A 23,219-nucleotide genomic window follows, 5' to 3' on the forward strand; every position below is an offset into this window, starting at 1 on the left:
AGGTTTTCAAAATACTACTATTTGAAAACCTTTTTAAATGAACTTATATGGTGAAAATCTAATTGTTTTGGTTTTCAGGTTTAAAGCAAAGCGGAATAATTTCGCCTTTTGCCAAACAATATTTTTCAACCAATTCTGGTGCAATTTTATTGGTGTAATCTTCTTCGATTACAATAAAACCAATGCTTCTTAATTTGTCAAAATAATCGCGTCCATAAATACGAACGTGATCGTATTGCCCAAATATTCTAGCGCGCTCTTTTTGATCTGTAATCGAATCGTCTGCGAAAGTGACTTCACGGTTTAAATCCTGAGGAATCTGCAAAATTGCCATTCCGCCTGGTTTTAAAACGCGGAATAATTCCTGCATCGCTTTAGTGTCATCTGGTATATGTTCTAAAACGTGATTACATAAAATCACATCGTATTCATTGTCTTTAAAAGGTAAATTACAGATATCTGCTTTTACATCTGCCAAAGGCGAAAACAAATCGGTTGTGGTATAATCCAAGTTTTTCTGCTTGCGGAATAATTTGTAAAAAGCTTGTTCCGGAGCAAAATGAAGTACTTTTTTTGGTGCTGTAAAAAAATCAGTCTGATCGTTTAAATACAGCCAAAGCAAACGGTGTCTTTCTAAAGAAAGTGTACTTGGCGAAAGCACATTATTACGCTGTTTTCCGTATCCGTATGGCAAAAAAGATTTAAAGCTTCTGCCATCAATAGGATCAGTAAATTTATCTCCCCTTAATGAGAAAGCTAAAATAGGACGCGCCACATAACTCAAACGAATTAATAATGGACGCGGGATTGTATTAAGTACTAATTTGAATAGTTTTTTCACAGTTAAATAAATTTGAACACGAATTTCACAAATTAACACGAATTAATTTTACGGGTGAAATTTCACGAACCTTGATTTGGGGTTAAAGTATTATTTTTTTGTATTCCTATCCTCTCCAAATTAATTAGTAATCCTAATTTGTTTTTTAGAGGCATCTAAATAGTTTAATGTTTTCTTTTAGTTCTAAAATAATTTCATCAAAAATAAAAAAGTTGACAAAATGTTATTTCGTGTTAATTCTTGAAAACCATGTTATAATACTAAAGGCACCTGTCTGAATTCATCTTCTTCTTTGCTTTCGATTCCTAGAGCTTTGTAGATGTATTGGAAAGTCGATAATAATTCTGGTTTTCCATCAATTAAAGCTACATCATGTTCGAAGTGTGCACTTGGTTTTCCGTCAGCAGTCAGGATTGTCCAGCCGTCTTTTAATTGTTTGATGTTTCTTGTTCCCATGTTAATCATAGGTTCAATTGCAACAACCATTCCTTCAACAAAAAGTTTTCCGCTAGTCGCGTTTTCCGTAGTTTGGCATTTCTGGTTCTTCGTGCATTTTTTGCCCAACACCGTGTCCTACCAATTCACGAACAACTCCGTAACCGTGAGCTTCCGTATATTTTTGAATCGCATTTCCAACATCTTCAACACGATTACCTGCTTTAAATTCTCTAATTCCAACGTATAAAGATTCCTTAGTAACTCTTAAAAGTTTTTTTACTTCTGGAGCAACTTCGCCAATCTCAAAACTGTAAGCGTGATCTCCATGGTAACCATTTTTAAAAGCCCCGCAGTCTACCGAAATTACATCACCATTTTTTAGCGGAACATTATTAGGAATTCCATGAACAACCTGAGCATTTGGACTCATGCAAAGAGAATTCGGGAAATCGTACAATCCCAAAAAGCTTGGAACAGCACCGTGATCACGAATAAATTCTTCGGCTAATTTGTCAAGATATAATGTAGTAACTCCTTCTTTAATTTCAGAAGCAATCATTCCTAATGTTTTTGATACGATCAAAGCACTTTCGCGCATTAATTCGATTTCCTCTCTGGTTTTTTGGATGATCATATTTTTTCAGATTTTCAGTTGGCAAAAGTACAATTTTTAATTAAAATTTTTCGAGTTATTTTTTGCCACGAATTCACGAATTAGACAAATTAAATTTGAATGTTGATTTCGCAAATTTTTTTTATTTCAAATTTTTGACCACAGTTTTTAAATAAAATTCGTGAATTCGTGGCTATTTAAAGACTAAGAATGAAGAGCGATCTCAGAAAAAAGCCCTAAATTAGTAGTAAAAACGTTTTGTAATCATGGAAACTACTACAGATCAAGATATAGTAAAGGTAAAGGCTTTAAAGAAAATGAAAAGAAATGCTTTGGCACTTTTAGGTGTCGCAGTTTTACTATTCATAATTGCCATTTATTTTAAAATACCAATTCTTCAGGCTTTTAGTGAAGCGGCGATGGTGGGCGGTATTGCAGACTGGTTCGCAGTTGTAGCATTATTTCGTCATCCTTTAGGAATTCCCATTTGGCATACAGCAATTATTCCGACTAAGAAAAACGAGATAGGCGAAAATCTCGGAAATTTTGTTTCTGAAGAATTCTTGAATCGGGAAAAATTAGAAATTAAACTGGACGAATTCAACTTTGCCACAAAAGCATCAGACTGGCTTTCGCAGTCAGAAAATGCCAATAAAATTGCAGATGCGGTTGCGGTCAATATTATTCCAGGTATTTTAAGAACAATAAAAGATGAAGATGTTAAAAGGTTTATTCAGGTTCAATTTGCGGCAAAAATGGAAGGAATAAATTTTGGAAATTGGGTTGCCGTTGCATTAGAACCGTTGCAGAAAGGTGATTTGAAAAATCAAATGCTGACCAATCTTCTCGAAGTCATCAGTGATGAATTGACCAATAATAAAGACTTAATCAGACAGAAAGTAAAGGCATCTACACCGCTTTTGAGCTTCGGATTGGCTGATAAAAGCATTACAGAAGGTGTTTTTAACGGTTTACAGGATTTTTTAAATGAAGCAAAGAAACCAGAAAGTGCTGTTCGTTTAAAGATTGATGAGTATATTTTTGATTTTCTGGAAAAGGTGAAAAACTCAGAAGAAATGAGGGTCAAAATCAATGACATGATTCTTGGTTTTGTTGGAAAAAAGGAAGTTCAGGATTATATCAACGGAATTTGGGATGAGATAAAACTCTCCATAACAAATGATTTAAATAAAAGAGATGAATCTTCTATTAAAAACAGTATTTCGAATTTAATTCAAACATTCGGAAACGGAATTCAAGAAGATCCGATTATGATTGACAAAATCAATAATTTCATTAAAAACGATTTGCTTTCGGTTCTTTTGAATAACAAAAAAGTAATTGGAGATTTAATTTCTTCAACTGTAAAAAGCTGGGACGGAAAAGAGGTTTCGGAAAAATTAGAATTGGAAATCGGAAAAGATCTTCAATATATCAGAATCAACGGAACTTTAGTTGGCGGAATTATTGGATTAATTATTTATGGTGTTGAGCAGTTGTATCATTATTTTATAATGTAACCACAATTTTTGTCATTTCGACTGAAAGGAGAAATCACACTAGAAGCTCTACAAAGATTGGCGATTTTGCATGTCGATTCCCGAGTGTGATTTCTCCTTTCAGTCGAAATGACAAAAAAGCTTATAAAAAAAAGAGGCTAATTTAAAAAATTAGCCTCTTTTTGTATAGTTAAAATTTGTTTTCTATAATAATGAATGACAAGTCATTGCATTTGATCTGCTGCACGCCCATCAATTCTAAAATAGTAGGAGCGATGTCGCCTAAAACACCATCTTGAATACTTTTCAATTGTTTGTCAACTAAAATAATCGGCACTGGGTTTGTTGTGTGTGCTGTATTTGGAGATCCGTCAGGATTAATCATCGTTTCGCAGTTTCCGTGATCGGCAATTACAATAGTTGTATAATCGTTAGCAAGAGCGACTTCGATAACTCGTTTCGCACAAACATCTACAGCTTCACAAGCTTTGATTGCGGCTTCCATAATTCCAGTATGTCCAACCATGTCGCCATTTGCGAAGTTTAAACATACGAAATCAACTTCACCTTTGTTTAATTCAGGAACGAGAGCGTCTGTCAATTCATAAGCGCTCATTTCAGGCTGTAAATCGTAAGTAGCCACTTTTGGAGAGTTTCTCAAAATTCTTGATTCGCCTTCAAAAGGAGTTTCTCTTCCGCCAGAAAAGAAAAATGTTACGTGCGGATATTTCTCTGTCTCAGCAATTCTGATTTGTTTTTTACCTGCTTTCTCTAAAACTTCACCAAGGGTTTCAGTAATATTATCTTTATTGTAAACCACTTTTACGTTTTGGTACGTTTCGTCGTAGTTTGTCAATGTTACATAATACAAGTTTAGTTTGTGCATGTTCTGCTCGTGGAAATCTTCTTGCGAAAGTACTTCTGTAAGTTCACGACCTCTATCAGTTCTAAAGTTAAAGAAGATTACCACATCGCCTTCAACAATTGTTGCTAATGGTTTTTGCTCTTCATCAACAATTACAACTGGAGCGATAAATTCGTCAGTCACTTCATGTGCGTAGCTGTCAAGAACGCTTGCTACTGGATTTGTAGACGGAATTCCTATTCCGTTAACTATTAAATCATAAGCTAATTTAACGCGCTCCCAACGTCTGTCGCGATCCATTGCGTAATAGCGTCCAATGATAGAAGCAATTTTTACCGGCGTATCTTTAATATATTCGTCTAAATCATGAATATATTTTGCTCCAGATTTAGGATCAACGTCACGTCCATCTGTAAATGCGTGAACATAAACTTGATCTAAACCATATTCTTGTGAAGCATCGATTAAGCGCTGAAGGTGTGAAGTATGTGAGTGAACACCACCATCTGAAACTAATCCTAAAAAGTGTACTTTTTTATTATTGTTTTTAGCGTAAGTAAAAGCATCAATTAAAACTTGTTCTTTTGCTAAAGTTTTATGTTCTACCGCTAAGTTAATTTTTGCTAAATCTTGATAAACAATTCTTCCAGCGCCAAGGTTCATGTGTCCAACCTCGCTGTTTCCCATTTGTCCGTCTGGTAAACCAACATTTAAACCGTCAGTTCTAAGTGCGCGCTTGGGTAATTTTGGTAAAGACTGTTTATAAAAGGAACATTTGCATTGTCTATTGCAGATACTTTAGGGTCAGGAGATTTTCCCCAACCATCTAAAATCATAAGGATAACTTTTTTGTTCATTACTTTTTGTTTTCTACAAAGATAAGTCATTTCTAAAATTGGCAAAGAAAGCTTTGTTACATTTATGTTTAATAAAATGAAGTCTTATAAAAAATACTAATTTAATTATAGAAGTCTTTATTTTTTAAAATTAATTCACACTAAGCTCTTTTTCCGACTTTATTTTTGACAGCATTATAGTCAATAAAATATTTGACACTTACAGAAAAGATGTGTTTTAGGGCGTCATTATTTAGAAGTCCAGAAACATTGTGTTTGAAATCTTTATCAATAATTCGCTCAAAATTAGACGCATTGTTTCTGTATAATGCAGAAAGCTGACTTCCAGGTGCAAACCACCAAGAGAATGATAAATCGGCATTCCAAGAATAAAAACTTGAATTTTTATTCGTTGTATATTCCGGATATGGAGTTAGATCTCCGTTTGGTTCTAGAGTTAGAATGTTTTTATTATCGGCATAAGACCAATATTGGCGAACAGATAAATTAATTGTCATCGCACTGTTTACCGCATATTTACCTCCTAAAGTATTCGAATACGTAATCACATTTCTGTTTGCAAATATTATTTCGTTTGGAGTGCTTTGGTTGTCATCAGCATCGATTTGATCAATATAACCTTTGTTGTTGTTTTTTCTCAAATAACTAAAGAAGTAAGTCAATAGTAATTTATCACTGAAACGATATCTCGGGCCAATATCAAAACCGTACGTTATTCTTTCAGATTCATCAAAAACATTAAAAGTTCCGTTTAAATCAACGGCAAATTTATGGTTATAATTGGTCGAAATACTTCCCCAAGTTTCTATTTTTCGTGGAATGGTAACGTATCTATTTTCTGCACGCGGTTCGTAATAATCACAAATTTCCATTGGATAAAAAGTAATTCCAGTTCCGTAATAGTTGTTTTTTACTGTTGTTAAATTTAGATTGGTATTGATACTATTGTCCTGTAATTTTCCAGATTCTTTGTTGAATTCTGTATACATATTATAGTTAATTCTAAAAGTGTTGAACTTTTTGGTTGGATTCAGAATTCTATAATTGGCATTTCCGTAAAAATTATAATAGTTGGTGTAAAAATTAATTCCGAGATCGTTAGGATCAAAGTCTTTACTAACAAAATCAGAACCAAAGCTGTATCTATATTTTCCGCTTGTTTTAGACAGTCCTACTGTAGAATAGAAACCTTTCTTATCTTCAATATCATTGATAAAACTGTATTTAGCATTTCCAAATAAACTATAGGTATTTGCTTTTGTATTTAAATCCCACGCCAATCCCGTAACGTTTGCATCTCTAAAATGACCATTACGGCTAACATTCGTATTAATAAAAGTAACAGATGAGTTTTTGCGGAAACGCTGATCCAAAACCAATACATTATAATTAGTAAGAGGTTCAACAATTTCGCGTCTCGTTTCTCCGGTAGTATTGTCTTTTATGGTGGCAAAAGTCTTTTCTGTTACGGCATTTAAAACTCCAATTCCCAGTCCGTTTTTGGTTCTTCCTGAGACCTTTAATGCGTTTACAAGATTTACAGCGACTGGTAATTCGATAATTTCTTCATTTTCATTTAATGAAGGATCGGTTGACGGCGCGCCTCCAATTCTTCTCGAATAAAACATCTCTCCTTTGCTGAATAAATCTGTTCCTTCTGTAAAAAAAGCTCTGTTTTCATTAAACTGCTGTTCAAAAGGACCGAGATTTAAAATCTGATCGTCGTATTTTGTTTGTCCAAAATCAGGAATTAAAATCGCATCAATAGTAAAAGCATCATTTATTCCGTACTTAATGTCCATTCCGCCTTTTAGAGTTCCGTAAGTCTTTTGTCCGTCTCCTGCATTTAAATAATACGATGCATAAGGCATTAAAAACAATCGAGTAGGAGGTTTAATATTTTCGATTCCTTCTAAAGTTCCCGCCTGCTTTGCGTAAAAGTTCCTATTTTACGGTCTATAAAATTCCAAGTATATTTAAAGCGCTCTCGTTTTATTTCCCTGAAAAAGTTAATTCCCCAAGTTTGTTTGTTCTCGGCAGAAAAGCGTAATGCTGAATATGGTATTTTAATTTCAACAACCCATCCATTTTCTTTTATAGAAGCTTTACTGATCCAAACAGCGTCCCACGAATAATCTTCACCATTGGCATCGGTCATAATACAATCTCCCTGAACGTCTGCGGCAGAAACATAAAACATAAAATCCTGCTGACCATCATTAAAACCATTTATAAAAACACCAAAAAGATCTGCGGTACCAAAGTTGTCTCGCTGTGAAATTTCTTTTAAAATTTTAGAAGGTTCATCATCATACATCATAGCGACGATGTATACAGCATCATTATCATATAAAACTTTTACTTCTGTTCTTTTTTCAAAAGGAATAGATTTTCCGTTGTCTGGTTCCAGCATTATAAAGTCAGAAGCAATCGATGCATTTTCCCACGCTGGTTCATCCAATTTTCCGTCAATAGAAATATTTTGTGAAGTTACTTTTGCCTGAATTGCTTTTTTTTGACCGTAACTGCACAGAGCGGATAATAGAAAACTAAAGAAAATTATTTTTTTCATGAATATTTTGATGGGAAATAGTGACAAAATTACTTTAATATAGAAATAATAGACTAGAATTTGTTTCACTTGTTACACTTTTCGTTTCAAAATTTCCATTTTATTCACCTTTTTTTAAGAAAATTGGTCGAAATGTTATGATTTTTAGCGTAAGAAGAAATCTTACATAACCAGCGTTTTTATGTTAATAATGTTAAAGTTTAAGTAAAAAAGGCCTGAAAATCAGGATTGTATTTTGCAAGGAATGAATTATTTATATTTTTGCCATACCCAAGTTTTTGTTTAACCTAAAGAAATTCAATGATTTACAAAATCTATCCACTATTTGTGTTTTTGCTGTTATCTTTTGGAAAAGATTCAAAGAACACTACCGATCTTAAAACAAACGCTGTCGTAAAGTCAATTGCTAAAGTTGAAAAAGTTACAGTTGATTCGAAAATTGAAAGCGTTTATAACACTTTAAATTCCAATAACTACAAGATGCCTGAGCTTAAAACTTTCTCGGAAGCTTTAAAGGGATTTTACTTATTGAAAGAAAAAGGAGTTATCAAGAAAAATATTTTAACGCTTATTGATTTCAGCTTATCTTCAAACACAAAACGTTTGTGGGTAATTGATTTGACAAGCAATACCATCTTGTTTAATTCGCTTGTAGCTCATGGAAGAAATACTGGAGAAGAATTTGCTTCTGCATTTTCAAATCTTAATTCTTCATTCAAGAGTAGTTTAGGTTTCTATTCTACTGGAGAAATATACCAAGGAAAACATGGTGCTTCTCTACGTTTGGATGGTCTGGAAGATGGAGTGAATGACAACGCACGCCAAAGAGGTGTTGTAATGCACGGTGCAGATTATGTATCTGAATCATTTATCAGAGACCACAAAAGATTAGGAAGAAGCCAAGGTTGTCCTGCTCTTCCAGTAGAAATGACAAGTGAAATTATTCAGTTAATAAGAGATAAATCGTGTTTATACATTTATCATCCATCAAGAAGTTTCGCGATGGAAGAGAGGCTAATTTCTTAATTTAGCATATAAATCCGAATCTAGATTATAAATATCAGCTCTAAAAAAGAGCTGATTTTTTTTGCTCCATGCTGTCCAGTACCATTGATACAAAGCATATTTTTTTGTGATTTTGAAACTCATTGTTTTTTTAGAAGCAATAATAGTATCAATTCTGTCTTGAGGCCAATTTCCCTCAACATCCAAAATATGCTTGCGCCAGTTCCAGCGGATTCTCAACACGCACACAACCTGAGCTCATAGAACGGTTATTTCGCCCGAAGATGTTACGATGATTGGTATCGTGCAAATAAACACTATGATGATTTGGAAATAAAATTTTCATTAAGCCCAGCGAATTATTGTAGCCGGGACTTTGTACATAACGATAATTATTAGGTTTGTTTTCATTCCACGCTATTGGTTCAACGACATTTCCAGACGTATCATAAATAGTAATGTTTTTTTTAGCCAGATAATTTCGGTTTCGTTTCATTGCGGGAACAACATCTTCTTTCAAAATTGTTGGAGGAACTGTCCAAGTCGGATTAAAAACTACTGTTTTTAAGACAGAGGTAATAATAGGTGTTTTTCTTTTACTTGTTCCAACAACAACATTTCGAACCAAAGTTGTGTCTTGGTTTTCAACTACATTTAAATTGTAATCGGGAATATTAATGATAAAATAGTTTTCGGCTAATTCATCAGGATACCATCTCCAGCGTTCGAGATTGGCAATGATCTGCTTTTTTCTTCTTTCCTTAGAATAATTTAAGGCACTGATTGTTCCTGCGCCAATAACCCCATCCGAAGCCAAGCCGTGTCTTTCTTGAAAATTCTTAACTGCTTCAAAAGTTTTTTTGTTGTAAATTCTTGTAAGGCTGTCTTTTCCAGACATATCTTTCCAAAATAACAGTCTTTTTTTAATGTTTATTAAAGCGGCGCTGGTATCGTTTAAAGTGATTTTTTCAGCTGATTTAATATCTTCTATTTCATCATCTGGAAAAGTATTTACGATTTCTAGTGCTTTCAAAAGCTGTTTGTAGATTTGAGTTTTAGGCTGGACATTTTTAACAATACTATCTAGTTTATTGTTGTTGAAGGCTTTGATAAGAACAGAATTAATGTCAAGTACTTTTTCATCTAAATCCCAGTCGGTGTAGATTTTTTTAGGATCAAGTTTTCCTTTGTGTAAATGATTTAAATATTTTTCAAAATTATAAGTCAGCAATATATCATAAGTAGCTAAGTCAGAATCGCTCAGGGAACTTACTTTGCTTTCAAACTTTTTTAACTGTGATGCCTTGTAATCTTCTGGTTCTAAGCCTAATTCATCTGATTTTTGTAATTGAGACAAGACATAAGTTCTCTTTTCCAGATTTCCCCAAACCGTTTTGTTTTCAGATGCGATATAGAATTGTTTTAGCGTTTCGCTCTTAAAAGTGCTTATTACTGCAGTATCTATTTCAACTTTTCTTTCGTCAGTAAGTATGATTGCTGGTACCGTTTTTTTGACGATAGGAGCAGGTTTCGGGACATCTTTTTTGCATCCCATTAAAACAGATATTACTAATACGAAGTAAAGTTTTTTCATTCTATAATTTTTTAAACATCAAATAATGTTCGCCAACGTCTTGAATATCAAAAGGCTCACCTTGGGGCTGGTAATCCATTTTTTGATAAAAGCCAACAGCTGTTGTTCTGGCGTTAAACCAAATCAAATCGACTTTGTTTTCATTGCAGTAGGTTTCACAATGTCTAACCAAAGCCTCGCCAAATCCCATTTTTTGATGCGTTTCTAAAACTGCCATCCCTCGAATTTGAGCTTGATTTTGTTCGGCAAATATAGTGTTGATTTTATTAAATAAGGAAATAATTCCTATTAAATTTTCATTATCAAATAAACCAAAATGATGTGTGGTTTCTAAGTCGTCTCCTTCAAAAATACAGCTTTCTATAGGTTTTCCTTTTCTTAAAACAGGCTGACGTACGGCATAAGTTTCTTTTGATGTAATTTCTTTGATTGTAATCATGATTTTTTTGAAAAATATTGGTTTTATAACTTTTTAATTTTAAATAAGTTATAAAAAAATGTTGATTTTAATTGATTTTTTTTGCGAAAAAGCTTGTTTTGAACTTAACTTTCTTTTTTATATTTGCACCACCAATGCGAAAGTAGCTCAGTTGGTAGAGCTCCAGCCTTCCAAGCTGGTTGTCGCGAGTTCGAGCCTCGTCTTTCGCTCTAAGAAACCAGAATTTTTAGTTTCGGTTTTTTTGTCAAAGTAAATGATTTTTGATTTTATTTTTTTTTAAAGATTTAATTATTTATATTTGCACCCTGTTAATGCGAAAGTAGCTCAGTTGGTAGAGCTCCAGCCTTCCAAGCTGGTTGTCGCGAGTTCGAGCCTCGTCTTTCGCTCTTCAAAAGCCTCAAACATTGTTTGAGGCTTTTTTGTTTTTAAACCAATTTACTTAAATTTCAATATTTTTAAATTCCAAATTCCAAGTTTAATAAAGAAGTAAATTCTAAAGATTTGGAATTTGGAATTTAAAAAATATTTGGAATTTTATTTTAAGCCGCTCAAATCACTTTCTGTTTCTAATTCCTGCGGTGTTTCGTTTTTCTTGAAAAGTCTCGCTTTCAAATCGCCTTTCAGGATTATTTTTTCACCTTTAACTTCCAGCCAGCTTCCTTCTCTTAAACCTAAAACCGGAATCGAATTGAATGCATGAAATTCTTTGATTCGTGTTTCGCGTGTTTCACCCATGTGTTTAGACTGTAAATCGGCATCTAAATAGTGCGGATTTAAATTAAAAGGAATTAATCCTAAGGTTTGAAAACTTGGCGGGTAGATAATAGGCATGTCGTTTGTAGTCTGCATCGATAAACCGCAAATATTACTACCTGCGCTTGATCCTAAATAAGGAGTGCCGTTTTTTACTGTTTCTGCAACTAACTGCATGATGTTATTTTTGTAAAGCTGACTAACCAGTAAAAAAGTGTTTCCGCCTCCTGTAAATATTCCTTCTGCTTCTTTTACAGCGGTTTGCGGATCTTCAAATTCGTGAATTCCTTTAACGTCAATATTAATTTTAGCAAATGCTTGTACGGCTTTCTGTGTGTATTCGTCATGCGAAATACCGCTTGGGCGTGCATAAGGAATAAATAATATTGTTTTGCAGTTTTTAAAATGTACTTCTAAAGTGGGTAAAAGGTATTCTAAATATTCACCTCCGTGCAAAGTAGATGTGCTTGCAATAATGATACTTTTCATGATTTTTTTAACTCAAATTTTGTTGGTTAAAGATATTAAAAACTCTGTTTTTGTATGTTTTTTTATTGTTTTAATTAACATATTTTTACCATGTCATTAATACTAAATTTGGAGGATATTAAGATATTTTTACCGTTTTAAGAATATTTCTAATATATTTCATTTTGATTCAAAAAATTACTTGTTTTTTATTTGTTATTGTGGGGCAGGCTTGCTTATCTCAGGTTCAAGAACGCTCTCTTTTTACTGGTAAAATAGCGGCTAACACTTCAAGTTTAGATGGTGTTTATGTGATTAATGCGCAGACAGAAGAAACGGTATCAACAAGTGATTCTGGCTCTTTTTCTATTTTGGCAAAAGCAGATGATGTGCTGGTTTTTTCTTCAATAACATTTAAGGAGAAAAGAATTATGCTGAAACCCGAAGATTTTTCCAATCTTAATTTTACTGTAAATCTTAATATGGTCATGTATCAGCTTCAAGAAGTTGTAATAAAAAGATATGATAATATTAATGCCGAAAGCTTAGGAATAATTCCGCAAGGGCAGAAAAAATATACCGCTGACCGAACGAAAATTGGAAACGGCAACTGCGCTGAACGCCACGGCAAATGGAGGCGGAATGGTTGGCGACTCAATTTCTGCAGATCCGCTGTTGAATTTTTTCTCAGGAAGAACAGCAATGCTGAAAAAAGAAGTAGCGGTGGAGAAAAAAGAGTTTTTCATGAAGCTTTTGGAAAATATGTTTAGTTTGGAACATTTTATTGACCGATTAAAAATTCCGGCAGAATATGTAAAAGGGTTTGAATATTATGCTGTAGAAAATGATAAGTTTACCGTGATTTTGAATTCTAAAAACAAAACTTCTACGGAGTTTCTATTGGGAGAACTGGCAGTAAAGTATAAAGAAATAATTGCTGGTGAAAACAAATAAAACCATATCAGTTGCTTTTTTCTTTTTGTTGCTCAAACTAATTTTGGGCAGACAGAATTTAAGCAATTGTATGGAAAGGTGATGCAGAACTCAAAAGCGGTTGAAGGTGTTACTATTGTTAATAATAATTCTCAGGCGATCGTAATTTCAGATGCCGAAGGTAATTTTTCTATTCCTATAAGAGAAAATGAGGTTTTGGTTTTTTCTTCGGTTAATTTAAATCCTGTTAGAAAAAGAATTACAAAAGAAGATATGGCGTCTTCAGAAATTCTGATTGTGGCAATGACAACAAAAGAAGTGCTTTTGGATGAAGTTGTCATAAATGAGAATGCGGGTATTACTGCAGAAAATTTAGGAATTATTCCGCGGGGGCAAAGAAAATATACGCAAGCAGAAAGGCAATTGGCAACAGCAGGAGATTTTAAACCTGTTATGTTGTTGGGGCTTTTGGGAGGATCTATGCGACTTGATCCTTTAATTAATAAAATAAATGGCAGAACTAAAAGATTAAAGGCAAATGTTGAAATAGAAAAAAAAGAAAAGAATTTTTTAAAATTAGGTTATTTGTTTGATGAGGTTTATTTCATTCAACAGTTGAAAATACCTAAAGAAAATGTAAATGAATTTAAATTTTATGCGGTCGAAAATGACAGTTTTTGTGCTGTTATGAATTCTAAGAATAAAACTTCTATGGAATTTCTTTTAGGGGAATTGGCGGAAAAGTATAAAGAAATAATTGCTGGTGAAAATAAATAAAAATATATCCATTATGTCGCTTCTAATTTTTGTTCAAATTGGTTTTGGACAAAAGAACAATTCGAAAGAATTATTAGGAAAGATAATGGAACAGTCAACGCCAATTGAAGGTGTTAATATCATTAATAATACAACTCAAGTAACAGCAGTTTCAGATTCTGATGGTAATTTTTCTATTGCAGTCAGAGAAGGAGAGGTTTTGGTTTTTTCTGCGGTAAACTTAGAAGCCGCTTAAAAGAAGAATTACATTAGAGGATATGAATACCAATTTACTGCTTGTTAAAATGGCAGTAAAAGAGATGGAATTAAAAGAGGTAATTGTAAATGAAAATGCAAATATCACCGCCGAAAATTTGGGAATAATTCCGTACGGACAGAAAAAATATACTCCAGCAGAAAGAAAAGTTTACACAGCAAATTCGACCTCGGTTGATAAATTGTTAAATGGAATTTCTGGACGCACTGCGATGCTGAAAAAAGAGGTAAATGTGGAGAAAAAAGAAGCGCTTTTTAGAAAATTAGAATATCTTTTTGATGAGAATTATTATACGCAAAGATTGAAAATACCTGTGGATTATATAAAAGGATTTCAATTATTTTGTATAGAAGATGCTGAATTTGCTGTATCTTTGAATACTAAAAACAAAACAATGAGTATGTTTTTAATCACAGATCTAGCAAGAAAATATCTAACAATTCTCGAAAATGAAAAATAATTTAGGAGTACTCGTTGTCTGCTTATTTTGTCAAATTGTATTAGGGCAAAACGGTTCAAGAAAACCATTACATGGTCAAGTTACAAATGATTTTTTAGCTATAGAAAGCGGCTATGTAATGAATATTAACGCAAATGTCAGAACATTTATCGGCGCGGGCGGTTTGTTTGATATTATGGCACGCCCAAAAGACACTTTGTTGTTTTCTGGTTTGGCATTTCAATCAAAAAAAATCGTTTTAACAGAAAAAGATTGTGCTGAGGTGCTGTTTAAACTTAAACTGGATTTGGTTAATAATCAGCTTAAAGAAGTTGTGGTTCATAAAGATTTAAGAGTAAAATCACTTGATCAAAATTCGCAAGCATTATGTAGATATGCAGTTTGAAGATGATAAACTTTCAACTCCTGAGAATAAAGCCATGCTTTCTGATCAAACCATTAAATATGGAACTGATTTTGTGCGAATATTTAAAGATGTTAAAAAGCTTCTAAGCAAGAAAGAGGATGTAAAAGAAGAAGAAGTTACAGATATTGCTTTTGTGGAATATGCTAAAGATAATTTCACAAAAGATTTTTACACTAAAACATTGAACCTGAAACCAGATGAAATAGAATTGTTTTTAATGTACTGTTCAAACGATGCACATTCAAAACAACTTGTAAATCCGGATCAAAAATTTATGCTGATAGATTTTATGGTGAATAAGAATAAAGAATTTAAGAAAGTCACTGCTGTTCAAAAATGAGAAATAAATTAGTTTACTGTCTGCTGGCAGTTGTTTTTGTATTGTCTTCTGCCTTTACTTTTCATAAGTTTTATGTTGGTGTTTTTCAGGTAAATTATGCTTCAGAAAAAAAAATGCCGCAGATAACTTCCCGCATTTTTATTGACGATTTAAACAATGCAATGGAAAAAAAATATCGTAAAAAAACATTTGTAGGCACCAGTAAAGAAACACAGGCAGATATTGATTTATTGAAAAAATACCTCTCCGAAAACTTTACAATCAAAGTTAATGGACAGGCAAAAACTATTGTTTTTTTGTCTAAAGAAGTTGAAGCAGATGATGTTTTGGTCTGCTACTCCAGAATTAAGGATGTAGATAAATTGAAAACATTAGAAATTTCAAACACAATTTTAGTGGATTGGAATGCAGAACAGCAAAACATTACACATATTTCAGCGTTTGATACCAAAAGAAGTGTTCTTTTTACAGAATCTTCAAGGAAAGAAGTGTTAAAATATTAGTAGATCTTAAAATTTATTATTTTAATTACTATTTTCACGACCTGATAAATTACCATTACATTTTTATGAAAAAACTTTCATTATTATTACTTTTTCCGGCAATGTTGGTCGCTCAGGAAAAAGCAACCACCCCGCCTGTTAGACAACAGGGAAAATACGATACCAATAAGTTTAGCCAAATGTACGATTTGCTGGCAACTCCCAACATGTTTCGTACGGCTTCTGGAGCTCCAGGACCTGCTTATTACCAACAGCAGGCAGATTACAAAATTGATATTGAATTAGACGATAAAAAATCAAAATTAAGCGGATCTGAAACTGTAACGTATACCAATAATTCACCAGACAGTCTGGAGTATTTATGGGTGCAATTGGATCAAAACCAAGCAAAAGTAAATGGACAATCTTCATTGGCAGAGGGTGAAAAAATAAATCAGGTACTTCCTCTTGATGGTTTTTCTTCTAAATATTTAAAGAAAGATTTAGAGCGTGGTTTTAATATTGAGCAGGTTAAAGATGCTAAAGGAAATGCTCTTTCGTATACGATCAATGAAACAATGATGCGTATTAACTTAACGTCTCCTTTAAAACCTGGCGAAAAAATTTCTTTCTCGATAAAATGGTGGTACAATATTAATAATTATAGAAAAGAAGGCGGTCGTTCTGGATATGAATTATTCGAAAAAGACGGTAATAAACTTTATGTAATTGCGCAATTCTATCCAAGAATGGCAGTTTATAATGATGTTGAAGGCTGGCAGAATATGCAGTTTTGGGGAAGCGGAGAGTTTGCTCTTCCTTTCGGAAACTTTGATGTAAATATTACAGTTCCGGCAGATCACGTAATTGATGCTACAGGAGAATTAATGAATAGAAGCGAAGTATTTACAGCAGAACAAGTAAAAAGATACGAGCAGGCTCAAAAATCTTTTGATAAACCTGTAGTTATTGTAACGCAGGCAGAAGCAGAAGCGACTGAAAAAGGTTTTTCTGAAAAGAAAAAAACTTGGAAATTCAGCGCTAAAAATGTTCGTGATTTCGGAATTGCTTCTTCAAGAAAATTTATTTACGATGCAATGGCTGTTAAATTGAATAACAAAGTGGTGATGGCAGAATCTGTTTATCCAAAAGAAGCAAATCCGCTTTGGGGAGAAACTTCTACGATGACAGTCGCTCATACTTTAAAAAGTTATTCTTCTCATACATTTGATTATCCTTATCCAAAAGCAGTTTCTGTTTCTGCAGAAGATCAGGGAATGGAATATCCAATGATTTGCTGGAACTACGGTCGTCCAGACGAAAATGGAGTTACGCCTAAAGAAGTTAAAAACGGAATGATTGGTGTTGTGGTTCACGAAGTTGGACATAACTTTTTTCCTATGATTGTAAACTCTGACGAACGTCAGTGGACATGGATGGATGAAGGATTAAATTCGTTTTTAGAATATTTAGCAGAGCAAGAATTAGATCCAAATTTCCCTTCTAGAAGAGGCCCTGCAAAAAATATTGTTCCTTACATGAGTGGTGATCAAAAGTTTTTGGAGCCAATTATGTCTAATTCAGAAACAATTCACCAATTCGGTAACAATGCTTACGGAAAACCAGCAACAGGTCTTAATATTTTAAGAGAAGTGGTTATGGGAAGAGAATTGTTTGATCACGCTTTTAAAACATATTCAAACAGATGGAAATTCAAGCATCCAACCCCTGAAGATTTCTTTAGAACGATGGAAGATGCTTCTGCAGTAGATCTTGATTGGTTTTTTAGAGGATGGTTTTATTCAACTGATTTTGTAGATATCGGAATTAAAGAAGTAAAACAATATTACGTATCAGATACACCAACAGCAGATCTTAAAGATGTTAAAGTACGAAAAGGACGTTTTGGATATGAAAAAGGTCCGTTCGTATATCTAGTTTCGGGAGATAATGCTGAAGTAAATTCATCGAAGAAAAAAGCTTTAAAAGTAGAAGATTTTAAACCTTTGGCAGATTATGTAGATCAGACTTTTACTGCTGAGGAAAAAGCGGGTATAAAATCTCCTAAATATTTCTACGAAGTAGAGTTTAATAAGCCAGGAGGTATGATTATGCCTATTTTAGTAGAGATTACTTATGAAGACGGTTCTAAAGACAATTACAAATATCCGGCTCAAATCTGGAGAAAAAGTAATGAAACGGCTAAAAAAGTTTATGCTTGCAACTAAAGCAATTAAGAGTATCCAAGTCGATCCAAAACTGTTAACAGCAGACATCGATGTTACTAATAATTCTTGGCCAAAAGTAGAAGCAAAATCTAAATTTGACTAAATAAATAAAAAGATAATAAAAAAGTTCATCAGGTTTTAAAAGCTTGATGAACTTTTTCTTTTTTATTAAAATGCATTTTAAAGGACTTTTTAAGTTAATTTTAAAACTCAACAGTCGCAAAATTTAATATCTTTGCGACAACAAAAATAAAAGTTATGTTTGGTATAGGAGGAGGAGAATTAGTTTTTATACTGTTTATTGTATTAATGCTTTTTGGTTCAGATAAAGTGCCGGAAATTGCACGTACTATGGGTAAAGCTATGGCTCAATTAAAAAATGCAACTAATGATATTAAAAGTGAAATTCAAAAAGGAGCAGAGGCTAATGGTCTTGACTCTAAATCTTTGACGGATATTACTGGAAACATCAATGCAGAAATTAATAATGCAAAATCTAATTTACTTGGAGAAAATGGAAGTCTTTTAGGAGACACGGCCAATGAAATCGATAAGGTAAAAGAAGATATTGACACCATTTCCGGACCTATTAAACGCCAAAGATAATGCTTGAAAAAATACAGGAATTAGACATAAATCTTCTTGTGTATCTTAACGGATTAGGTTCTGAAACTTATGATACATTTTGGCTTATCATTACCAACCAGTTGTATTGGACGCCATTTTTCTTGTTAGTTTTTTACTTTATTTATAAAAAAATAGGTGGTAAACAAACTTTATATTTATTGCTTTTTATAGCAATTTTGATTGCTTTTACAGATCAAACTTGTAATTTATTTAAACATACTTTTCAACGCTTACGTCCTTGTAATAATCCAGATTTAGCTTCGGTTATTCGAATTGTACAGGTTAGAAAATCATATAGTTTTTTCTCCGGCCACGCGACAAATACAATGGCAGTTGCGACTTTCTTATTTTTAGTTTTAAGACGCCACTTCAAATATTTAGGATTCTTATTCTTATGGCCTTTGATTTTTGCTTACAGCCGTATTTATTTAGGTTTGCATTATCCAGGCGATATTCTTGCCGGATATTTCTTTGGAGCAGTTTTCGGATCTTTACTTTATTTAGTGTATAGAAAATTAAAACCGCAGTATTTTCCTGGATAGGTTTTTTTAAAGTTTCTGAGGTTCTAAGACACTATCCCCAGATTTCGGGACTGAGTTTTTTGAAAAGATATTAAAATATACCTAATGAATTGACTCCAGCTTTAGCTGGACATAATGAGTTTCATGAGAATAAGGCTTTAGCCAAAATACATCGGGTATTTGGCTAAAGCCTTATTCTTTTTTAACTGTTTTGTTTTAATTTTGAAGAATTGTCTTTTCACTCCAATCTAATCCTTCTGGAAGTTGTTGTTTGCTGAATTCAATATGAATAACTCTTCTGCGTTCGTTATTTGTGGTCTTGTTTGATGCATGAAATAGCAGTGGTTTCATGATCATAATCCCGCCTTTTTCAACTTCACAAATGGTTTCTATTTCATTTTCAAAATCAAGGTTTTCAATTCTCAATATTCCTTTTGAATGTGAATTATTGATAACCTTTAAAGCTCCATTATCTTTAGTTGTTTTATCGATATGAATTCTGATCGTAAAATTGTCTTCTAAAATTTCTTTTGGTGGCTGAACTGCAAACTGATTTTGTTTTACAGTCCAATTTTCAAAATTTTCAACCTCTATTTTTTTGTCAACAGAAATAGTTAAATCCTGATGGTAAGCAACAAACCAGTTTGATTTCTCAGGTTTGTCAAAATAAATGGATTTGGTTATGAAATATCCTTTTCCAAAATTGGATTCGATAATGTTTTTCAAATTAGCATTAAAAATAAACGGCAGGGTTTCTTGAATTTCTTTATGAAATTGTCTGATAGCAAATAAATCTTGAGACTTTCTAAATGTCGCATTATCAGAGTCGTTATTAGTTGTGTTTTCAATTAATGAAATCAGTTTTTCGATTTCATTTTCGGTATAAACATTATTTATAATTGTAAAACCTTCGGTGTTTATTTCGACGTTATAATTCATCTTTAAAAAGTTATTGAATTGCCGTTTTATAAAACTCTAGAAACCGTCAGGCCATCACGAATTGGCGACAAAACTGTTTCAACTCTCGGGTCATTCTTTAGATGAAGATTATATTCTAGGAGTACTTTTGTGCTTACATCATTTGGATGAACAGGTTCAAGAATTTTTCCGCTCCATAAAACATTATCAGATAAAATAATACCGCCTTTATTCATTTTCGGAACAATCATTTCCCAGTAATTCAGGTAATTTTCTTTATCGGCATCAATAAAAACCAAATCAAATTTCACATCTAGATCTGGAATAATATCTACTGCTTCTCCTAAATGCTGAAAAATTTGTTTTCCCCAAGGAGATGCATCAAAATATTTGCGCTGAAAATCAACTAATTCTTCTTTAATGTCAATAGTGTGTAATTGTCCGTTTTCCTGCATTCCTTCACATAAACATAAAGCGACGTAACCTGTGTAAGTTCCAATTTCAAGAATATTTACCGGACGAATCAACTTAGATAACATGCTTAAAACACGTCCTTGAAAATGTCCGCTTAACATTCGTGGTAAAAGTATTTTTTGGTACGTTTCTTTATTCAGCTTTGCTAACAATTCTGGTTCGTTTTCAGAATGCTGTTCAATATAATCTTCTAATTCTTGTGATATAAAATGCATGTTGTAGTATCTTGTAATTTGATAACAAAAGTACAAAAAATATTGTCGCACTATTTTGCATAAAAAAACCACTCGCTTTCGCGAATGGTTTCCCTATAGATTTTGATGAAATTTATTTTTTCAAAGCTTCATTTACATCTTTGGCTGTTTTTACAGTTCCGTCTTTTGCGGCTTTAGCGACATTTTCTACTTTTTCAGCTCCTTTTTTGGTAGCATCTTTTACATCAGTTGCTGTTTTTTTTGCGGCTGTTTTCAACATCAGATGTTGCTTTTTTAGTAGCGTCTTTTACATCGCCGGTCGCAGTTTGTGTAGCATCTTTTGCTTTAGCAACGAGCGCTTTCTGCTTTGCTGACTGCACTGTCTGTTACTTCTTCAATATCTGTTGTTAGTGAGTCAACTTTGTTACCAAGAGTTAATTCGTCTTCTGCTGGTTTCGGTTCTTTTTTCTCGCATGATTGAACAGCAAATGCTAATAAAGCAACAACAGCTAAACTTAAAATTTGTTTTTTCATAATTACATTTTTTTAGGTGATAAACTTAAAGGTTATATGGCTGAAAAATAAAAGTACACATTTTAAAATGATTGAGCTCTTTGTAAGATTATTTTTCTTTTGAGAGCAAAACAATTCTTGTGCCAAAATTTCACTTTTCAAGTCTGCTGTTCAATTTTTTTTTAGATTTTTTTTTAGTTCTTATATAAACTGAAATTAATCACAATGTCATCTTTAACTTTAATTAATCCCGCCATTTTTGTTGGTGGTTCCAATTCTATATCCGAAAACTTCAAATTAAGTGTTCCCTGAATTTTATCATCAGAATTGTATAAAATAAAATCTTTGTATTTCAATGTTTTATCTGTAATGTAAAAGTTGAGACGACATTTGTAGTTTTTACCGTTTTGTTTAATGTCCGAAATGCTGACCGTACTATTGGGGAATTTTTTCACTTTTACAGTTCCCTGTAAATCCTTAGTCATTATTTTGTTGCCGCAGTCAAAGTTTGACATTTTGATATCGGTATTAAAAGTGTTCTTTTTAATGGAGTTTACATAAACAGTATCCTTTATCGAAAAGGTATTAGAGCAATTGTATTTGCCCACAGTTGATAGTCCGGTAATTTCTATTTTAATTTTGTTTATTACCACGGTTGTATCTTCTGTAAAAAAAGTGGGTTTAGCACTTCCTAAGAAAAAGAAAACTACTAAACCCATACTTAATATTTGAAATCTACTTAGCATTTGTATCAGAATGAAATTACTGCTTCGAACATCAGTCCTTTAAAGCTTCCTCCGAAAAGGTCGTTTGGTGTTGCACCATTAAATTGCGCGAAGTTTTTATAATTTTGATCAACGTATTCTAATTTTGCCAAAACGTTTTTAGTCATAAACCATCCAGCCGCATGACTTCGAATCTGTTTATTTGGATATTCTGGGTATTTGCATTTGCCAGTTTTCCATCAACTAAATTGTATTTACCACCTACATAAAATCTTTCATTTTCACCAAAACGGTATACAATGTCTCCAACGTATTGATTTACTTTTCGCGTATCATCTGTCCCTTTAAAATCACCTCCAGAAGTAAATTCTAATGTTCCAAAGAATTCGAATCCTTTATATTTAATAAAAGGGTTTATCATGTATGATGTTGCCCAGTTTCCGTAGCCAGGATTAAATCTTCCTGTGTCCTTGTTGGCAGTTGGATCAAAATTATTTGCAACAGTACTAACAACAGTACCAGTAGCTGGATCTATAATATTATAATCTGAATGGCTCATTACACCATAAAAACGGCTTCCTGCTCTATCTGAAGAATATAAGTTTCCGCTAGAATTTGCTGTATGATAATAAGACCCCGTTAATCTAATTCTCAAATCTTCGTTGATTTGTTTGTCCCAGCCCAATTTTGCAAGGATTGAAGGACTGATCGTTGTATTGTTATCTGGTTTAGTCGCTGTTGGCGCTGCCTGCACAATTTCCTGAACATTTTGATTTAGTTTAGAATTCGTAATTCCAATCATGCTGACAAAACCTGATCTGTTGTAATATACTTCAGCTCCCATTTCTGTGATAAATGCATCCATAATATTATTTCCTACGAACGGATTCATAAAAGCATTTCCGTTATCAGATCTTCTAAAGTGTGCATCACCATAGTTGTTCTCCATTTGACCGATTTTAATAGTTGTGTACTGCATGAAATCGGCGAGGAAGTCTTTCTTAATGAAGTCAAGTTTGTCAATTTGTAAATAACCGCCTTTTACCCATGTTTCGTTATGGTGTCTAGATGCTAAATAAACATCTAAATTTACGCGCACACCATCATATAATTGTGCTCCAATTGTAAAATTGGCATTTGGTAAATTGAAATTATTTTCTAAATTATTTAATCTGTAACCAGGCGCTGTAGGCAGATTTTGTTGATCGTTGAACGAATTTACAGCTTGAAATTGGAGCGCAAATGCTGCACCCATATCTACACTTAATCCTTTGTAAGCAACAGTGTCTTTTTTAACATCAAACTGATTAATACCTTTTTGGCTCCTTGGGATTTGATTTTGAATATGTCCAAAACTTACTTGTGCATTAACTGCAAATGTGCTTATTAATGTTATAAATAGGTTATAAATTTTCTTCATG

At 33.0% G+C, this 23,219-nt stretch carries 24 protein-coding genes, 2 tRNA genes and 4 pseudogenes; 15 read left to right on the forward strand and 15 right to left on the reverse strand.

All coding sequences use genetic code 11. The features are described 5' to 3' along the window. Positions 1-58: 58 nt before the first annotated feature. Both ACZZ95_RS09685 and map read right to left on the reverse strand, forming a co-directional pair. Entirely contained in the window at positions 59-841 is a 783-nt protein-coding gene (locus tag ACZZ95_RS09685; RefSeq protein ID WP_095953444.1) for a class I SAM-dependent methyltransferase, read from the reverse strand. A gap of 252 nt (positions 842-1,093) precedes the next feature. Beyond that, positions 1,094-1,913: pseudogene (gene map, locus ACZZ95_RS09690) on the reverse strand (type I methionyl aminopeptidase). Positions 1,914-2,158: 245 nt separating this feature from the next. Between map and ACZZ95_RS09695 the strand changes: the two are divergent. Next, on the forward strand, positions 2,159-3,412 hold the full coding sequence (locus ACZZ95_RS09695) for a DUF445 domain-containing protein (RefSeq protein WP_463468870.1): 1,254 nt from the start codon (positions 2,159-2,161) through the stop codon (positions 3,410-3,412). Between the two features lie 183 nt (positions 3,413-3,595). Here the strand turns inward: ACZZ95_RS09695 and gpmI are convergent. Together gpmI and ACZZ95_RS09705 are read right to left on the reverse strand one after the other, a co-directional pair. Next, positions 3,596-5,113 (reverse strand): annotated as a pseudogene (gene gpmI, locus ACZZ95_RS09700) (2,3-bisphosphoglycerate-independent phosphoglycerate mutase). Positions 5,114-5,253: 140 nt separating this feature from the next. Continuing rightward, positions 5,254-7,685 (reverse strand): annotated as a pseudogene (locus ACZZ95_RS09705) (DUF5916 domain-containing protein). A 300-nt stretch (positions 7,686-7,985) separates the two neighbouring features. Here ACZZ95_RS09705 and ACZZ95_RS09710 point away from each other — a divergent pair. Next, positions 7,986-8,711: a murein L,D-transpeptidase catalytic domain family protein gene (locus tag ACZZ95_RS09710; protein WP_463468871.1), complete on the forward strand. Its 726-nt coding sequence runs from the start codon at positions 7,986-7,988 to the stop codon at positions 8,709-8,711. Here ACZZ95_RS09710 and ACZZ95_RS09715 read toward each other — a convergent pair. From ACZZ95_RS09715 to ACZZ95_RS09725, 3 genes are read right to left on the reverse strand one after another with little or no spacing between them, the layout of a single operon-like run. Continuing rightward, positions 8,700-8,897: a hypothetical protein gene (locus ACZZ95_RS09715; RefSeq protein WP_463468872.1), complete on the reverse strand. Its 198-nt coding sequence runs from the start codon at positions 8,895-8,897 to the stop codon at positions 8,700-8,702. The genes ACZZ95_RS09710 and ACZZ95_RS09715 overlap by 12 nt on opposite strands. Next, positions 8,887-10,284 carry a L,D-transpeptidase family protein gene (locus ACZZ95_RS09720; RefSeq protein ID WP_463468873.1) on the reverse strand — a complete coding sequence of 466 codons (1,398 nt, stop codon included), beginning with the start codon at positions 10,282-10,284 and terminating at the stop codon, positions 8,887-8,889. The genes ACZZ95_RS09715 and ACZZ95_RS09720 overlap by 11 nt, the downstream gene beginning before the upstream one ends. A gap of 1 nt (position 10,285) precedes the next feature. Next, positions 10,286-10,723: a GNAT family N-acetyltransferase gene (locus ACZZ95_RS09725; protein WP_172426681.1), complete on the reverse strand. Its 438-nt coding sequence runs from the start codon at positions 10,721-10,723 to the stop codon at positions 10,286-10,288. Positions 10,724-10,859: 136 nt separating this feature from the next. Here ACZZ95_RS09725 and ACZZ95_RS09730 point away from each other — a divergent pair. Continuing rightward, positions 10,860-10,932 (forward strand) — tRNA-Gly (locus tag ACZZ95_RS09730). A gap of 104 nt (positions 10,933-11,036) precedes the next feature. Continuing rightward, a tRNA-Gly gene (locus ACZZ95_RS09735) sits at positions 11,037-11,109 on the forward strand. Between the two features lie 148 nt (positions 11,110-11,257). Here the strand turns inward: ACZZ95_RS09735 and pepE are convergent. Beyond that, complete coding sequence (pepE, locus tag ACZZ95_RS09740) at positions 11,258-11,965, reverse strand: dipeptidase PepE (protein WP_463468874.1); 708 nt, start codon at positions 11,963-11,965, stop codon at positions 11,258-11,260. Between the two features lie 164 nt (positions 11,966-12,129). On the opposite strand from pepE, the gene ACZZ95_RS09745 reads away from it, so the two are divergent. From ACZZ95_RS09745 to ACZZ95_RS09795, 11 genes and pseudogenes are all read left to right on the forward strand, one after another. Further along, the gene (locus tag ACZZ95_RS09745; RefSeq protein ID WP_463468875.1) at positions 12,130-12,714 is read left to right on the forward strand and encodes a hypothetical protein; all 585 of its coding nucleotides are present in this window, start codon (positions 12,130-12,132) and stop codon (positions 12,712-12,714) included. Beyond that, complete coding sequence (locus ACZZ95_RS09750; protein ID WP_463468876.1) at positions 12,689-12,898, forward strand: hypothetical protein; 210 nt, start codon at positions 12,689-12,691, stop codon at positions 12,896-12,898. The genes ACZZ95_RS09745 and ACZZ95_RS09750 overlap by 26 nt, the downstream gene beginning before the upstream one ends. A gap of 81 nt (positions 12,899-12,979) precedes the next feature. Continuing rightward, positions 12,980-13,654, forward strand: a complete 675-nt coding sequence (locus ACZZ95_RS09755) for a peptidase associated/transthyretin-like domain-containing protein (protein WP_463471651.1) — start codon at positions 12,980-12,982, stop codon at positions 13,652-13,654. 13 nt (positions 13,655-13,667) lie between these two features. Continuing rightward, positions 13,668-13,889, forward strand: coding sequence for a carboxypeptidase-like regulatory domain-containing protein (locus ACZZ95_RS09760; protein WP_463468877.1), 222 nt, complete (start codon positions 13,668-13,670; stop codon positions 13,887-13,889). Positions 13,890-13,911: 22 nt separating this feature from the next. Then, positions 13,912-14,370, forward strand: coding sequence for a hypothetical protein (locus tag ACZZ95_RS09765; RefSeq protein WP_463468878.1), 459 nt, complete (start codon positions 13,912-13,914; stop codon positions 14,368-14,370). Continuing rightward, a complete protein-coding gene (locus ACZZ95_RS09770) occupies positions 14,360-14,755 on the forward strand; it encodes a hypothetical protein (RefSeq protein WP_463468879.1) in 396 nt (131 codons plus the stop codon). The genes ACZZ95_RS09765 and ACZZ95_RS09770 overlap by 11 nt, the downstream gene beginning before the upstream one ends. Next, positions 14,715-15,116 (forward strand): hypothetical protein, encoded by a 402-nt coding sequence (locus tag ACZZ95_RS09775; protein ID WP_463468880.1) that lies wholly within the window; start codon positions 14,715-14,717, stop codon positions 15,114-15,116. Before ACZZ95_RS09770 ends, ACZZ95_RS09775 begins: the two co-directional genes overlap by 41 nt. Beyond that, positions 15,113-15,619, forward strand: a complete 507-nt coding sequence (locus tag ACZZ95_RS09780) for a DUF6702 family protein (RefSeq protein WP_463468881.1) — start codon at positions 15,113-15,115, stop codon at positions 15,617-15,619. Before ACZZ95_RS09775 ends, ACZZ95_RS09780 begins: the two co-directional genes overlap by 4 nt. A gap of 65 nt (positions 15,620-15,684) precedes the next feature. After that, a pseudogene (locus ACZZ95_RS09785) lies at positions 15,685-17,929 on the forward strand (M1 family metallopeptidase). A gap of 155 nt (positions 17,930-18,084) precedes the next feature. Next, a complete protein-coding gene (locus tag ACZZ95_RS09790) occupies positions 18,085-18,432 on the forward strand; it encodes a Sec-independent protein translocase subunit TatA/TatB (protein WP_095953582.1) in 348 nt (115 codons plus the stop codon). After that, complete coding sequence (locus tag ACZZ95_RS09795) at positions 18,432-18,995, forward strand: phosphatase PAP2 family protein (RefSeq protein ID WP_463468882.1); 564 nt, start codon at positions 18,432-18,434, stop codon at positions 18,993-18,995. The genes ACZZ95_RS09790 and ACZZ95_RS09795 overlap by 1 nt, the downstream gene beginning before the upstream one ends. Positions 18,996-19,190: 195 nt before the next feature. On the opposite strand, the gene ACZZ95_RS09800 is transcribed toward ACZZ95_RS09795, so the two are convergent. From ACZZ95_RS09800 to ACZZ95_RS09830, 7 genes are all read right to left on the reverse strand, one after another. Next, positions 19,191-19,913 (reverse strand): phytanoyl-CoA dioxygenase family protein, encoded by a 723-nt coding sequence (locus ACZZ95_RS09800; RefSeq protein WP_463468883.1) that lies wholly within the window; start codon positions 19,911-19,913, stop codon positions 19,191-19,193. A gap of 26 nt (positions 19,914-19,939) precedes the next feature. Then, positions 19,940-20,581, reverse strand: coding sequence for an O-methyltransferase (locus tag ACZZ95_RS09805; protein WP_463468884.1), 642 nt, complete (start codon positions 20,579-20,581; stop codon positions 19,940-19,942). 112 nt (positions 20,582-20,693) lie between these two features. Beyond that, positions 20,694-20,840: a hypothetical protein gene (locus tag ACZZ95_RS09810; RefSeq protein ID WP_463468885.1), complete on the reverse strand. Its 147-nt coding sequence runs from the start codon at positions 20,838-20,840 to the stop codon at positions 20,694-20,696. A gap of 65 nt (positions 20,841-20,905) precedes the next feature. Further along, positions 20,906-21,094 (reverse strand): hypothetical protein, encoded by a 189-nt coding sequence (locus tag ACZZ95_RS09815; protein ID WP_463468886.1) that lies wholly within the window; start codon positions 21,092-21,094, stop codon positions 20,906-20,908. A 173-nt stretch (positions 21,095-21,267) separates the two neighbouring features. Beyond that, positions 21,268-21,792 carry a hypothetical protein gene (locus ACZZ95_RS09820; protein ID WP_463468887.1) on the reverse strand — a complete coding sequence of 175 codons (525 nt, stop codon included), beginning with the start codon at positions 21,790-21,792 and terminating at the stop codon, positions 21,268-21,270. Positions 21,793-21,824: 32 nt separating this feature from the next. Then, a complete protein-coding gene (locus ACZZ95_RS09825; protein WP_463468888.1) occupies positions 21,825-21,950 on the reverse strand; it encodes a hypothetical protein in 126 nt (41 codons plus the stop codon). An 11-nt stretch (positions 21,951-21,961) separates the two neighbouring features. Beyond that, positions 21,962-23,218: a hypothetical protein gene (locus tag ACZZ95_RS09830; RefSeq protein ID WP_463468889.1), complete on the reverse strand. Its 1,257-nt coding sequence runs from the start codon at positions 23,216-23,218 to the stop codon at positions 21,962-21,964. Position 23,219 lies beyond the last annotated feature (1 nt).

It is taken from the genome of Flavobacterium sp. AC267 (genome assembly GCF_979258715.1).